Here is a 15,153-nt window from a genome sequence, read left to right on the forward strand (position 1 = left end):
CCATCGATAATTTTCTCCACCACATAGATCTTCTTCAGTTCTGCTCTGCTCAATGTAATCTTCTCCTGTCCCATAGTGACATTATCTCAGAACAGTTATGGGATGACATTATCACAGCACAATAACAAAATAGTGGAATTAAATTGACAGAGCAAGTTGAGTGTGTTATCATCGCTTTAATTTAAAATGAAAAGGCTATGATGAGAAATAGTAGGTATTAGGGATCTCACAGAGAGAAGATGGTTGGTGCGAATCTTCATTGATCTAATAGTGAAGCAGTCTCGGAGCTGTGAACCGAACAGAGGAATCTTAGTAGGCTTCAACGGAGTTCCACCGTTATTCAGGAAACAATATCGGAGATATCCCGTATTGATAGAGTGCAGAGAAATCTGAAATTAGGTGGTAACACGGACATAATAGTTCGCCCTAAGTTGACAAGAAATATGTCAGCTCAGGGCTTTTTTTGTTTTATTTCTTTTCGTTTGAATATTCGCAGAATAGAAACTTTTGGATTTTCCAAGAATAAATAATAATTGAAATGGTGGTATTGAGCATGGTGAAAATGACACCAGATGAGTTAAGAAAATCATATATTGATTTTATGAAAGGAATAGGGGCTAGCCAAGTGCCCTCTTCTAGCTTGTTACCAGAAAATGATCCCTCAACGTTGTTTACGGGAAGTGGAATGCAACCTATGGTTCCCTATTTATTGGGGGAAAAGCATCCGATAGGTAATGAGATAACTAATATTCAGAAGTGTTTAAGGACAGTGGATATTGATGAAGTAGGAGATACGTCGCATCTAACATTTTTTGAAATGATAGGTCGATGGGAGTTTAAAGCAAATGAAAATAACTATAAGAAAAAGCAAATCGATGCCATTTGGAATTGGCATATTATCGAATTAGGAATTGATCCTGGCAGGCTGTATATCAGTGCTTTTATAGGAAGTGATGATTTGAATATACAGAAAGATACGGAAGCCATTCAAATCTGGTCAGAAAAATTCAAATCAGTTGGTATAGAACCTATTATTGAGGATGATCCATATAAATATGGGACATCTAGAGGTGGGAAAATATTCTTATACGATGAAAAAGAAAATTGGTGGAGTAGAGCCGGAAGTCCATTAGATATGCCTGTTGGTGAACCAGGTGGGCCTGATAGTGAGATGTTCTATGATCTTGAACCAGGCGGTGATTCACTGGATCATCCTGCTTCTGTAAGCGAGAGGTTTTTAGAAATTGGGAACAACGTATTTATGTGTTACAAAAAAGAAGACACAGGATTTGTAAAAATGCAAAATCCCAATATTGATTATGGAGGCGGATTAGAAAGGGTTGCAACAGCCCTTAATGGTGACAAGGATATTTATAATACGGCTTTCTTCCTTAATCCCAAGAAAAAATTGATGGAGTTAAGTGGTAAACAATATACTGACGAATTAAAGTCGTTTAGAATCATACTTGATCATGTGAGGGCTGCTACTTTTCTAATTAATGATGGTGCGGAGCCAGCTAATAGTGATGCAGGGTATATAACAAGAAGGTTATTAAGAAGGGCGATTCGTGCAGGTAAAAAAATCGGTATACGAGGAAGTTTTGTGGGTGAGTTGTCTGAAGTTTATATAGATGAAGCAACAGCTTATGAAGATTTGATCAGTAATAAAAAGAAAGTTATCGAAATAGTAAGTAAGGAAGAAAATCTTTTCTATAGAACTTTACAGCAAGGAGAAATTGAAATACAAAAACATCTTAAGAATAAAGGTAAAGTTACAGGTGCAGACGCCTTTTATTTTTACGAAACATATGGGTTTCCCTTGGAATTGACGGAAGAGTTCCTAACTGAAAGTGGATATAGCATGGAGGACAAGGCGTCTTATGTAGAGGCGGCAAAGAAACATGCTGAAAAGAGCAGAACTGCTTCTGCGGGTAAATTTAAAGGTGGATTAGCTGAACATTCAACGGAAACAACAGCGCTACACACTGTATCTCATTTATTACTTGCTGGTTTAAGGGAAGTTTTAGGTGATCATGTTCATCAACAAGGAAGTAATATTACTTCAGAACGATTAAGGTTTGACTTCAACCATGATGAAAAACTTACGCCAGAGCAAATAGCTGAGGTGGAGAAGTATGTGAATGATGCGATTTCATCAAAAGCAATTACCTATATTTCAGAGCTGCCTAAAACTGAAGCGAAAGAAAGTAATGTTGTAGGGAATTTTTGGGATAAATATCCGGATATCGTTAAGGTGTATACAATCAAAGATAACGAAGGGAAAGTTTGGAGTAGAGAAGTATGTGGAGGTCCTCATGTAGAAGATACAACAAACTTAGGAAAGTTCAGTATTAAAAAAGAACAATCTTCTTCTGCTGGAGTTAGAAGGATTAAAGGAGTAATTGACAAATATTTCCGGAACGCGGAACAATAGCTGATGTGGATAAAGCCTTAAACAAGTTGTAGTCTTGTTTGAATTACCACATAGCGGTAGTCGAACATGGCAACCGCCAGACTTCTCCCGACCGCCGCGCCGAGATTGGCAAAGAAATCGAAGCTATTCGAGCCGAACGTGACTATTAGATCTACGTGTGTACTTGGTGCTGAAATTTTTCTGTTTATTATGGAGATTTATGCTTATTCACGAAGTTTGTCCGATCCAGTTGTTCTTCTGCTTATCTAGCTCCCCTTCATTTTAGGGGTATATTTTGACAGAGCAGTTTGATTCGTTTTGTGACTTGTAAACTGGCATTCAGTTGGTATGATGGCGACTCGGATTGGCGGGTCGTCTTTTTTCTTTTGTAGGGGCTTGATGGTCTGCCGGATGTTCAGATGGCTCATCGTTTGATAGAATGATCGTAGAGATTGTCACAATATGTCGTTTCCCTTGGTGAAACTAGTGGAGAGGAGCGATCCCTATGTTACAAGTTGTGAAGCAACGCCGGAATGCGGATGTTCAGGTTAGCGAGATGCCGAATCCAGTTGAGGCATTATGGCAGATCGAGCTTTTATATGGAAAGCATCCGTCCTATACGGAGAGTACGTATGCAGTAAAGTTAACAACGAAGCTGGAGGTCGGGATTACCGCAGAGGGGCTTTTAGAAATCCTTGATCTGGATGGCAGCACGAGGGATGCTCGTTTTAGCCCTATACCAAAATATGATGATCTTGGAGGAATGTATGATGGTAGTAAATAGTAAGCCGAAAGCTGCTTTGTACTTGCGTGTATCGACTGAGGAGCAAATCAATTATAATCCGTTTGACCGTAATTCTTCCTTTTGAAGGGAGCAGAGGCAGTCATAGTTCACTTATAATCCTCTTCAAACCATAGTTAGGAAGAGGAGTGTAGGAAAATGAAGAGAGTGAAGACCAGCGTTTTCTTAAGCGTTTTTGTAGCTATGCTGGGGCTTATGCTGATTGCCCCCATTATGCCTCCCTTGATTCGGGAATTAGGGCTTAGGGAAGCTCATTCCGGTCTCATTATCTCGCTTGGCTCTGTCATGATGGCGGTTATGGCGCCGGTATGGGGGAATGTCAGTGATACGAAGGGGCGGAAACCCGTTATTCTAATTGGGTTTATTGGAATGAGTATCAGCAGTTTATTACTGACCCTCACTTTTTATAGCGGACTTAAACAGTGGATTAGCGGTGGATTGTTGCTGCTACTGTTAATCGTAACCCGTAGTTTAATCGGGATGTTCATCCCTGCAGTCTTATCCTCCTCACAAGCTTATATGGGGGATGTAACGGAGGGGAAGGAAAGAGCGAGCGGCATGGCGATCATTAGTTCCGCAAACGGGCTGGGGCTTATTTTCGGACCGGCCATTGCCGGCGTGTTTACGTTAGTTGGATTGCTATGGCCATTATATTTTGGAATTGTGATTGCAGCTGCCGCATTTATAGTCACACTACTGCTAATGCCTGCAACGAAACCGGTAGTAAAGGAACGCCCGGTTAAAGTCAGTCCATTTCAACCCGGATTGCGGATGTATTTATTAGCCGCTTTAATCACGATGCTGGGGATTGTAACGGTTCAGGTTATCGGAGGGTTTTATTTGCAGGATCAGCTAAATCTCGCATCTGAAAGTGTGGCGAGAGTGGTTTCCTTAGGACTGATGCTTACAGGTCTGGCTATGCTTCTTGTACAACTGATTCAGACGAAATGGCTGAAATGGGAGCCGCGGCCGATGATCCTGCTCGGTTCTATGATTCTCGTCCTCAGTATGATCGTATTCCTGTTTACAGCTAGCCTTCCATTCTATTTCTTGGCGTTTTTTATGTTCGGTCTAGGTGCGGGATGGATGATGCCCGGATTTATGGCAGGCGCGTCCCTTTCCGTCAGTAATGAACAACAAGGCGGGGTTGCCGGGCTGGTTGCCGCGATGCAGGGGATTGCAGCCATCATCGCGCCTATTGTAAGCACCACTCTCTACCAAGTCGATAAACAAATCCCTATGGTCATTGTGGCGATTCTAGCCGTACTTCTGGGTGGAGTCATGATGAGAACCTCCAAAAAGAGACTACCCGCGAAAAACCTTTAAGAAGGAATTGGGGACAGGGGCCATGATTGGGAGGAAGAATGAACAGATTGCCATGCGTCAACACGGCAGCTTAAAACAGTCACCGAGAAAATGCCCAGCCCCAACTATGAATGTAAATAAACTCACTCACGCTTGGGTTCGGGCGAAATAACAATGACTCTGTGCGCATGTAGCCGCTCACGAGTCGGGTGAAATACAGAAGTATATGGTGCATGAATTTATAAAGGTGAAACGGTGGCCTAAAGATACCATAGCGGCGGGGCGTCGTCATACCGTTGGTCTTAACCTAAATTTCGCAAGCTCATATTATCAAGCCGAGTTAACGGAGCAATGGTCAATTCTGATGTAAAAATGTTGGGAATGCTCATGTTGCCCAGAGACAAAAATCGATTGTGAATGGCTCGAAACGAACTTTAAGCAAATTGATTTTCACCGACTTGTTTTATTAAAGGAGACTGACGCCATGACCAATACGTGGGATCCTACTTCGTCGGGTGTGCTGCGACTGCCTCGGGCAGACTCGTCCGCGGTCGGGGACTGAGACGCCCGTTCCCGCAGGGCCCCCCACCCGAGTTCGCACTCTATCTGCTGGGCCACCAGCCACCACCCGTTGCTTGGGAATACCGCTGGATCCGTTGGCCTGACTTCTGTTTGCCGCTCAACCGCACCACGGCCGCCGACGCGCTATTCGAGGCTTGGACACGCGCTGAATTCGAACGTGTCGAAATCGCCTGTGCTGGCGGCAACGGACGCACCGGCACTGCTTTGGCCTGTCTCGCTGTACTTGATGGAATACCTAACCACCAGGCAGTCGCCTACGTCCGGCAGCACTACTCTCCACGTGCCGTTGAGACACCCTGGCAACGCTGGTTCGTCTCCCGTTTCCGAAAACATTCGACCGGAAGAGATTGACGCGATTTTGAAAAAGAGGACCCGATTCAGCATAAAAAGACGCTTCCGACAGGAGCGTCTTTATCGTCCGAGAACAAACGTTCGTTTTTTGGAGCAATTAAATTAAATCGGGGCATACTTGACTTTCATATCATTAGTATAAATCATCCGTAATTATAAGTCTATATTTATTCAGGATATTGTTCTATAGTTTGTATACCCGGCCGGGAAGCGATGTTGTGGAAAGAGGAAGGTATTGTGCAAATACGTTTATGGAATATCAATTTGAAAGTCCGGTTAATCGGAGAAGCACTGTTTAACATGCTATTTTGGATGTACTTTCCGTTTATAACCGTATATTTCGGTGCGGCATTAGGCAATCATATTGCAGGCATTTTGATGACACTTCCTCCGATATTTAGCATAATAGGAGGTCTGCTTGGAGGAGCTTTAGCCGACCGGTTAGGGCGTCGTCCCGTGATGCTGCTGGGTGCTTCATTTCAGACGGTGATGTTTGCATTGTTTGCGGTATCACCATCCCATTGGATGGATTATATCGCATTTATCGGCATAGGACTTGGGGGAGCCCTATACAGTCCTGCAAGCTCCGCGATGGTTGCCGACCTGGTTCCCGCATGTAATCGTCGCCAGATTTTCGCAACGTTTACAACGGCCAATAATATTGGCGCCGTGCTTGGGCCTGCACTTGGAGCCATCTTCTTCTTCCAATACCGGGAAGTGCTGTTGTGGACTTGCACGTTGGTCATGCTCCTGTATGTTATCGCTATCTATTTCATTGTTCATGAAACACAGCCACAAATGGCGAAACAACCTGAAGCTTCAACGTCTATTACCCAAGTATTCATGGAACAGTGGAAGGGATACGGCATTATTTTTCGCGATAAAGTGTTCCTCATTTATATTTTGGCAGGCATCTTTGCCCTAATGGCCATTATGCAATTGGATCTTTATTGGGCTGTTTACGTGATCAACGAGGTACCTGCCCAAGCTCTATTCACATGGATACGAGATTCCCTTATTCTGTCCAGTACGGAGATCTTCGGATGGTTACTGGGATTGAACGGTCTATTGTTTGTTCTGTTTATCCTTCCTGTTACGAAATGGTTCTTACATTGGAAAGATCGCAATGTATTCATTCTATCATCGCTCCTTTCAGGAGTAGGTACATTCTCCCTTGGACTGGGCACCAATATATGGTATTTGTTTTTCGTCACAGTAATCTTCACCTTTGGTGAGATTGTACGCTCTCCGGTGACACAGAGCTTTATTAGCCGTTATGCTCCGGATCATGCAAGAGGACAGTACATGGGAGCCAACAGCCTGCAGAATACCATCGCGAGATTTTTGGCCCCGGTGACGGTTTTCCTATCCAACTGGGTATCGCCTGTGGGAATATTCAGCATCATTCTGGTGTTTGCTTTCATCAGTATAGTGTTATACAATCAGTTATTTAAAATCTATGTGGAGAAGCCAGAGGCAGCGAATTGATGGAATCGTAAATACTGTCGGATTTCTGCTTCCATTTAAATAAGTTCGTCGGTTACATAACAACGCCACTCCGAACAAAGGAGTGGTTTCTTATACAAAAGAGTTCAACCAGTAAAAACTGGCTGAACTCATAATACGATGGGTACGTCTCCTCAAGCGACTAGTGAGAGCGCTCCTCATTGAAAAATTGGCAAACGGATCGCCCCCTGACGGAGCAGGCGAACCAGATTTCCCATCTATAAACTTCAAAGCGGCTATCAGATAATCCTCCTCAGATAACGAGTGGAGGACTTTTTTTCATGACCGTTATGAGCAGAAGGCGATTCTGGGCCGATCAGATCTCAACTTAGATGGCAAGTGGATGATTATTTCGAAATGGCTTGAAATTTATATTAGAAATTTATATAAGTTTGTGATATGATTTTTCCCATGGAACCTAATAAAGAACTGAATGAGTTGAACGTTACCGACTTCGCTATGGTATTCGAAGATTTAACGAGGATTATTATTCGGTTGCCCTCAATTGAAAAACTAAGCTTCACCACTCTTTCCGTCCTGCACACATTATCTCGCAAGAGTCCCATGCGGCTAACTGAGTTGACAGCTAATGAGCAAGTTACGCAGTCGGGAATCACGCAGTTGGTAACCCGACTTGAACGAGACGGGCTTGTCGAACGCCGGCCAGATCCGAATGATGGTCGAGTCGTTCAAGTGCATATTACCGAGAGGGGGGCTAATGTTATTGATTCTCGTCGTTCGGAGCGCATTGAACAGCTCTCGAAGTTTATTGAAGGGCTCACACCGGAAGAAAAACGGGCAATTGCATCTGCAATACCAGCGTTAAGGCGTGTAGTCCAATTTGGAAACGATTCGTAATCCCAGTCACGGCTGCAATTGTCTTACTCAGACGAAAGCAGCGATCGAAAGTCATTCGAAAAGAAAGGGAATCTAATTATGACAACAGCTTCTTTTGCGCTTCAATCTAGTCCCATCTTTGTATCGGATGAGGTGCTTATTGATCTTTGCAATCGTCTTCAGTCCATTAGGTGGCCTCTTGATGCCGGAAACACGGACTGGTTTTACGGTGGTAGCCGGAACTATCTTGAAGAACTCGTTATTTTGATTTAGGAGAATGGGGGGAACCGTTATGTTGCCGAGCTTTGATACAGAACGTTTATTCCTAAGGCCCCGTACTTTGGCTGACTTCGAAGCATGTTTGGTAATGGATCAAGACACTGAGGTAACTAAATTTATACCGGGGCCATGGGGCAACCCTGAGCAACATGAAAGTTTTCTTTACGAGAGGATTCAGAAGGATTTCGGTCCAGGTCTAGGCTATTGGTCTATATTCCCGAAGGAGAAACCAACACGATTTGTTGGGTGGATCCTTCTCATCCCTTATGATGGTATTGGACCGGAGATTGAAATCGGTTGGCGGTTAAATCGTTTAGCGTGGGGGAGGGGGTATGCAACTGAAGCTGCGCAAAGAGTTCTTGAACATGCCTTCGAAACAGTTGGTGTAGACCATGTTGTTGCCGACATTCATCCAGAAAACAAGCCGTCCATGAGCGTCGCAGCGAAAATAGGGCTTACGTTCGTTGTTGACGGTATGCATGATGGACATCCTTGCAAATCTTATGTGATGACAAAGAATGAGTACTGCAATTAAATCTGCAAGTTTCATAACAAATAAAGCAGGGAAAATGTTATTGATTCTCGTCGTTCGGAGCGCATTGAACAGCTCTAAGTTTATTGAAGGGCTCACTCCGGAAGAAAAACAGGCAATTGCATCTGCAATACCCGCATTAAGGCGTGTGGTCCAATTTGGAAACGATTCGTAATCTCGGTCACCGCTGTAATTGTCTTACTCAGACGCAAACAGCGACATTCCTACAAGAAAGGGAATCTATTTATGACAACAGCTTCTTTTGCGCTTCAACCTAGTCCGATCTTTGTATCGGATGAGGTACTTATTGATCTTCACAATCGTCTACAGTCCACTAGATGGCCTCTTGATGCCGGTAATGCTGACTGGTTTTACGGTGTTAGCCGGAACTATCTTGAAGAACTCGTCGACTACTGGGTGAACGAGTTTGATTGGCGCAAAGCCGAGAAAGTGATCAATGCCTATGAACACTATAAGGTACATGTTGACGGAATTCCTGTGCATTTTATGCGTAAACCAGGCGTCGGGCCCGATCCCGTGCCGTTAATCTTGTCCCATGGTTGGCCTTGGACGTTCTGGCATTGGTCCAAGGTCATGGATTCGCTAGCGGACCCTGGCTCATTTGGGGGTGATCCGGCTGAAGCATTCGACGTAATCGTGCCCTCGCTTCCTGGTTTCGGATTTTCTACGCCACTGCCAAACAACCCTGACATGAACTTTTGGAAAATCGCCGATCTATGGCATACGCTAATGACCGATATTCTAGGTTATACCAAATACGCGGCAGCGGGATGCGACGTTGGCGCTCTCGTGACCGGTCAGCTAGGACACAAATATCCTGACGAGCTTTACGCCATCCATATCGGATCCGCACAAAAACTTAACTTGTTTAACGGGGATCGCGCTTGGGATCTTGCTGGGGGTCGTTCCATTCCTGACAACATTCCTGAAAGTATCCGATTGCAAATTTTGGAGTTTGATCGGCGTTTTGCATCTCATCTCGCTGTACATGTTCTTGATCCCAGCACACTCGCGTACGGACTGAGCGACTCGCCAGTAGGAATGCTCGCTTGGATATTGGAACGATGGGTGAGGTGGAGTGACAATAAGGGCGACGTCGAGAATGTCTTTTCGAAGGACGACATCCTTACCCACGCAACCATCTATTGGGTAAACAACGCTATCGAAACCTCCATGCGCGTCTATGCCAACAACAATCGTTATCCATGGACACCCGCTCATGATCGCTGGCCTGTTATTGAGGCGCCGACCGGCATAACCTTCGTGGGCTATGAAAATCCGCCGGGGATCACGACGGAATATCGCGTGCAAAATTTTCTCGAAAGCGATCGCGCTTCCTGGTATAACCATGTGAACATCGTAGCCCATGAACAGGGCGGACACTTCATTCCTTGGGAGATTCCGGACAAATGGGTTGATGATCTGCGTCGCACCTTCCGAGGTCGGCGATAAGTATGGCGGTTCTTAGGTCGTGGCCATCTCGCATTGAATAGTCTTAAACTTGCCGTTACAGATAGCGCGGGGAACCTTATCACAACTAGTGATAAAGCGGAGAATCGAGATAAATGTTGAAGCGGCATGAACTGTAGTCGGATAATGCGCTGGTACGGAAAGTTTATATTGGGGCTTCTAGTGGGTGCCTTGATGCAGAAATATCATATGGATATTTATCAAGCTGCTGTATCTAAGTTTTTTGGAATTCGACCAGAGGGTAACCCAAACATGCATTTTTCAGAACACAGTATTGTAGTATCCCATCAGCGAGATGTACGACTTTCCACGCATGTAAGGGGAAATTAGACGAACTCCATCCATGGGGGAGAGAGTTCATGAAAGATCGGAAAAAAATGATATTACAGAGTTTTCCTGATGCATTTCTGTAAACAATAAGCTGTTTATAATTTTCGCCTTATTTGTAATACGCTCTAAGTGTGCAGCATCACGGTCAACCAATTTGTTGTCAAACGCGGTGCAATTGTTGGTGCGATTAGCTGAATTGAATCCAGAGGTTCTTGGTTGTAGGAGAGAAGCAGTAACTCAACTTTCACATGGTAAAACAGCCAGATACGCCTTGATGTGATAGTGGGAGCTGGCCTAAAAAATGGAGTGATTACAACTAGGTAAGATAGCTCAGAAAACTCTATAACTAGTTTGTAAATATTGTAATCGAAGGACGGTAATGATGAGGGTTGTAAACGCAACTATGGATGACCTCAAAGGATGGTTAGAACTTGCCTCTGAAGTCGAATACCTATTTGGACCGATGGTAAGTGACTCCCAATTTATACAAGCATTAGAGGAGAATATAAAGCAGAATAATGCTTATTGTGTGAGAGATAACGATGGATTGCCTGGATCTAGATTGCTCGGCGGGGTTTTATTTTCAGTATCAGATGCCCCAAAGTATAAGATTGGGTGGTTATCCGTTTCATCACAAGCAAGAAGCAAAGGAATAGCAACAGCTTTGGTAAGACATATTCTTGAACTTATTGATGTTCCGTCAGAAGTAATAGTTACTACATTTGGTGATGATGTTCCAGATGGGCAACCCGCCGGAAATTTTTACCAAAAGCTCGGCTTCATTCCATTAGACGAATTAATTCCAAATGGCCCGGAAGGAGGTAGTCGTCAAAAATTTAAATTGGTTGTTTCTTAGATGATTTCAACTAACATTCTTAAAACAATCAATTCACATGTTGGATATGAAAATACCATCATTTCAAAATATCGAGGCCACTTTATGAAAAATTGCGTGGCGAGTGGACGCGATGGATAGAAAAAGGAACAGGGGAAGCCAATATTCAAAAAGAAAAGAAACAGGGAGCGCTTAATAGGACAAGGGAACGCGATGTATGCTTCATGACTAAAAAAGCCGATTTGGTTCTTCATCCTGTTCGAATGCGGATTATACAACAATTGCTTCTCGGCAATTGACCCAACCGGCAGTTTCGCCAAAGTGCGTGTTAAAGACATTGCCAGCGGAAGAACATGGCTATTAGATAGTATCAGACGTTTGCAGCTGCCGATTCAAAAGTTCGAACTGGTACAAGAAAGTCTGGAAGATATTTTCAGGATGGTGAGTAAGCGGTGAACCACTTGTCTGTCTATTAAAGAAAGAATGGCTGGAAGCCAGTAGAAGCTACAAATTATTGTGGTTTCCTGTTGTGTTCATGTTTTTGGGGATCATTCAGCCTCTTTCGTCCTATTACCTGCCACAAATCCTGGAGCTGTATGACTAATTCGCTGCAACCCCAACCCCCCTTCCTGTTTTAGAAAATATCATCACATAAAGCGTATGAACTCCTCATAATACCTCAAACCCTTGTGTAGCAGAAATTCTGCCCATCTTTACTTCTCCTTTTTCACCGCACATAAGGGCTTACAATATCTTGAGGATCCAACTATGAAGGGATATTTAAACAAGTATTTACAGTTTGTACGTCAACCTGCCCAAGAAACTGATCCCATTTCAGATATTCTCAATAAGATCAGGGAATTGGAAATGGAAGAAACTATATGACTCTTGTCATAGGGTGCAGTTGTTGTACTTTTGCCACTGCCATTTTTGTGCTAACGTCTCCATAATCCTTTCATACTGAATTGATCACCAATCCGATCTCCCTCTATTCATAATCCGAGCTTTTGGTAACTACTGAGGTCGAATAACTCGTCTTCCACAATGCGGATATACTTGTCTGTTCCTACTTCCTTCGTCTCTATAACCATGTTTTCTTCAAGTAGATCAATTATCCGCTGAAGATCCTTCCAACCTTCACGATCCCTCTTGCTTATATTGAACATTTCCTTTGTTACAGGAACCCAATCCTCTTCAAAATTATGCTCGGCATACTGCCGAACCAAAATACCTAATGCATACTGCAAATACTTTGGTTTACGACCGTTAACAAATATCTTGTGAGGCATTAGTAGGCTTTCTTTAATCTTTGTGTTCATATCCGCATAGAGCTTACGGGCTTTCTCACTATTTGTCATCGAAAACTCCCTCTCTTTACTGGTTAACTGGCCCCACGTTAAAGCCAAGTTCATCATCATAATTGACTTTGAATTCTTGGCCCCATGTTTTGTTCAATTCGGCTAATAAATTTATTACCATTCATTTCCACAATTATGGTCACTATCCTGCTCGTAATTCTCTGCTTTGCCGCTAAGCTTTTTGTACTCTTTCGATCTGAGCTAGGTGTATGTGGACATAACAAACTCGGGATTCCAACAGCTGTTCGAATGTGTATCGCCCTACCTCAGGGTACCCCACCTGCTGGCATTGTCCTGCTGTCAGTTGTTCCAGTATAAGCTTCATACTGGAACACAGCGCTTTGAATGAGCAAGTGCTGCTCGCTAGCAAATTGATTCATCCTACATCCCTATTCCGGTCACGAAGGTCGTAAATCACTTGAGGAGTGTTCAAAGCTGGCAATCACTGATGTGCAGTATGAGTATAACGAGATTATTAATAACTGTCCACTTTAATCCATACGTTTGCCCCAGGTGTCACGACGCTGGTACTACCCTGCACGGGAAGGTTTCGCAAGCGATATGACGGCCATTCTTGAAACATCAATCAATGGAAAAATATTATATCGAAAAAATATATTTATTTTATATATCTTTATGATATAATAAACACAATCAAAGAATAAGGAGGAAATTTTCTATGTTCAAAAGTGGCAATGTATCTGTTATGGTAGCGGATTTAAAAAAGGCAGTACAATTTTACGTCGAAACCCTTGGTTTGAAGCTGCAACACGAAATGGGTGGGCATTTTGCGCAGGTCGAAGCACCGGGATTGACGATTGGACTCCTACATCTTGCCGGTGACCAAGGTGTTAAACGGGAAACATCGGGTAGTATGTCTATTGGATTTGAGGTAGAGGAATTGGAGTCTGCCATCGAGACCCTGAAAGCCAGGGGTGTTCAATTCCACGATTATGTAGAAGGCCAAGCAGCCCAAGTCGTACACTTCAGTGACCCCGAAGGTAATACCCTTTACTTGGTTTGTAATCGTTAAGCCAAGGAGAGAAAAAGTGACAATGAAAAGAGGCGTCTTCTCATGACACCGAAAACCAACGTCAACATGGTTGTCATCGGACTGCTGGCGGCGATGTTTATCGGCGCGATGGACGTGACCGTCGTCGCCACTGCCACGCCGCATATGATTGCGGATTTTCAAGGCAAGGGCCTGTTTAGTTGGGTGTTCGCGATTTATACGTTGACCGCTTGCGTGGCGACGCCCATTTTCGGCAAGCTGGCTGATTTGTTCGGGCGCAAAGGCGTGTTAACCGTCGGCATCGGCTTGTTCGTACTCGGTTCCATTTTATGCGGAGCCTCGCAGTCGATGGTGGAACTCATTGGGTTTCGGGCGTTGCAAGGACTGGGGGCCGGGGCGCTGACGCCCGTATGCTATACGATTATCGGGGATTTATTCTCGGGTGAAAAACGCGGTAAAATGATGGGCATCTTCACGTCTGTTTGGTCCGTGGCCGGTCTCCTCGGCCCGGTCGTCGGCGGCTATTTTGTCGATCAAGTGTCGTGGCGCTGGATTTTCTATCTCAACGTGCCGATCGGCGCCGCCGCCTTGCTGCTCGTCTTCGTATTTTTGCACCAGCCGGTAGAACGCCGGGCGAAAAAAATCGATTATCTCGGTGTGCTCACTTTTACCATTTCCATCTCCGCGCTCCTGTATTCGCTGCAGAGCGGTGGAGTCAACCATCCGTGGGATTCCCCGTTGATTGTGGGGCTGTTCGCGGTAGCGGTATTGTTTTTCCTGTTGTTCCTCTGGATCGAAAAACGGGCGGAGGAGCCAATGATGCCGTTGTCCATTTTCCGCATCAGCGTGTTGAACGTGACGAATGTCAGCGGTTTTCTGGCGTACAGCATTACGACAGGCTTGACGATTTACTCGCCAATCTGGATTCAATCCGTGCTTGGCCATTCTGCGACAAGCTCGGGTCTGATCGTCATGCCGATGTCACTGGCCTGGCCGCTCGCTGCCAACATCGCCGGCAGGCTCATGTACCGGATAGGGGTAAAGGCGTCGATCGTGTTCGGTTCCGGTCTGATCGTGGCTGGCTCCATTTGGCTTGCCGCGCTTCAGATGAACTCTCCTTACGTTTACTGGATTGGTATCCTCGTCGTAATCGGGTTCGGGATGGGCTTTGTCGCGACGCCCTCCACCGTTGTCGTACAATCCGTCGTCGGCTGGGAAAAACGCGGCGTCGTCAACGCTTCCAGCATGCTGTTGCGCTCAATGGGCCAAACGATCGGAATCGCGGTGTTCGGCACGATTTACAACCAGCATGTGACAACCCTTGGCTCCAAATCGGAGCTGGCTGCCGGAATGCATGCCGTTTTTCTGCTCATGTGCGCCATAGCGATTGCGAACCTGCTTGCCGTGCAGCTCCTGCCGAAACACCGCGAGGTGATGGCGCAGCAGCAGTCGGCATGACGGGCATGAAAGAAAGAAACCGGAAATGGCCTCAAACGGATGCAGCCTGGAAAAAGTCGTGA

At 44.8% G+C, this 15,153-nt stretch carries 11 protein-coding genes and 1 other annotated feature; of the genes, 10 read left to right on the forward strand and 1 reads right to left on the reverse strand.

Annotation, left to right across the window (positions count from 1 at the left end; translation table 11 throughout):
• Nucleotides 1-188 precede the first annotated feature (188 nt).
• Nucleotides 189-432 (forward strand) — a binding site (T-box leader).
• A gap of 121 nt (nt 433-553) precedes the next feature.
• From KJS69_RS04190 to KJS69_RS04225, 8 genes are all read left to right on the forward strand, one after another.
• Entirely contained in the window at nt 554-2,434 is a 1,881-nt protein-coding gene (locus KJS69_RS04190) for an alanine--tRNA ligase (protein WP_213581913.1), read from the forward strand.
• A gap of 484 nt (nt 2,435-2,918) precedes the next feature.
• Nucleotides 2,919-3,197, forward strand: coding sequence for a hypothetical protein (locus KJS69_RS04195; RefSeq protein WP_213581915.1), 279 nt, complete (start codon nt 2,919-2,921; stop codon nt 3,195-3,197).
• Between the two features lie 156 nt (nt 3,198-3,353).
• Complete coding sequence (locus tag KJS69_RS04200) at nt 3,354-4,541, forward strand: MFS transporter (protein WP_213581917.1); 1,188 nt, start codon at nt 3,354-3,356, stop codon at nt 4,539-4,541.
• Between the two features lie 1,149 nt (nt 4,542-5,690).
• On the forward strand, nt 5,691-6,941 hold the full coding sequence (locus KJS69_RS04205; RefSeq protein WP_213581919.1) for an MDR family MFS transporter: 1,251 nt from the start codon (nt 5,691-5,693) through the stop codon (nt 6,939-6,941).
• A gap of 429 nt (nt 6,942-7,370) precedes the next feature.
• Complete coding sequence (locus tag KJS69_RS04210; protein ID WP_249730360.1) at nt 7,371-7,817, forward strand: MarR family winged helix-turn-helix transcriptional regulator; 447 nt, start codon at nt 7,371-7,373, stop codon at nt 7,815-7,817.
• Nucleotides 7,818-8,088: 271 nt separating this feature from the next.
• A complete protein-coding gene (locus KJS69_RS04215) occupies nt 8,089-8,610 on the forward strand; it encodes a GNAT family N-acetyltransferase (protein WP_213581921.1) in 522 nt (173 codons plus the stop codon).
• 243 nt (nt 8,611-8,853) lie between these two features.
• The gene (locus KJS69_RS04220) at nt 8,854-10,080 is read left to right on the forward strand and encodes an epoxide hydrolase family protein (RefSeq protein ID WP_213581922.1); all 1,227 of its coding nucleotides are present in this window, start codon (nt 8,854-8,856) and stop codon (nt 10,078-10,080) included.
• A gap of 727 nt (nt 10,081-10,807) precedes the next feature.
• Complete coding sequence (locus KJS69_RS04225) at nt 10,808-11,284, forward strand: GNAT family N-acetyltransferase (protein ID WP_213581924.1); 477 nt, start codon at nt 10,808-10,810, stop codon at nt 11,282-11,284.
• A gap of 971 nt (nt 11,285-12,255) precedes the next feature.
• Here the strand turns inward: KJS69_RS04225 and KJS69_RS04230 are convergent.
• A complete protein-coding gene (locus tag KJS69_RS04230) occupies nt 12,256-12,621 on the reverse strand; it encodes a hypothetical protein (RefSeq protein WP_213581926.1) in 366 nt (121 codons plus the stop codon).
• Between the two features lie 679 nt (nt 12,622-13,300).
• On the opposite strand from KJS69_RS04230, the gene KJS69_RS04235 reads away from it, so the two are divergent.
• Together KJS69_RS04235 and KJS69_RS04240 are read left to right on the forward strand one after the other, a co-directional pair.
• Nucleotides 13,301-13,654 (forward strand): VOC family protein, encoded by a 354-nt coding sequence (locus KJS69_RS04235; protein ID WP_213581928.1) that lies wholly within the window; start codon nt 13,301-13,303, stop codon nt 13,652-13,654.
• A 66-nt stretch (nt 13,655-13,720) separates the two neighbouring features.
• Nucleotides 13,721-15,091, forward strand: coding sequence for an MDR family MFS transporter (locus tag KJS69_RS04240; protein ID WP_283777442.1), 1,371 nt, complete (start codon nt 13,721-13,723; stop codon nt 15,089-15,091).
• Nucleotides 15,092-15,153 lie beyond the last annotated feature (62 nt).

Source organism: Paenibacillus sp. J2TS4, assembly GCF_018403245.1.
GTDB lineage: Bacteria > Bacillota > Bacilli > Paenibacillales > NBRC-103111 > Paenibacillus_L.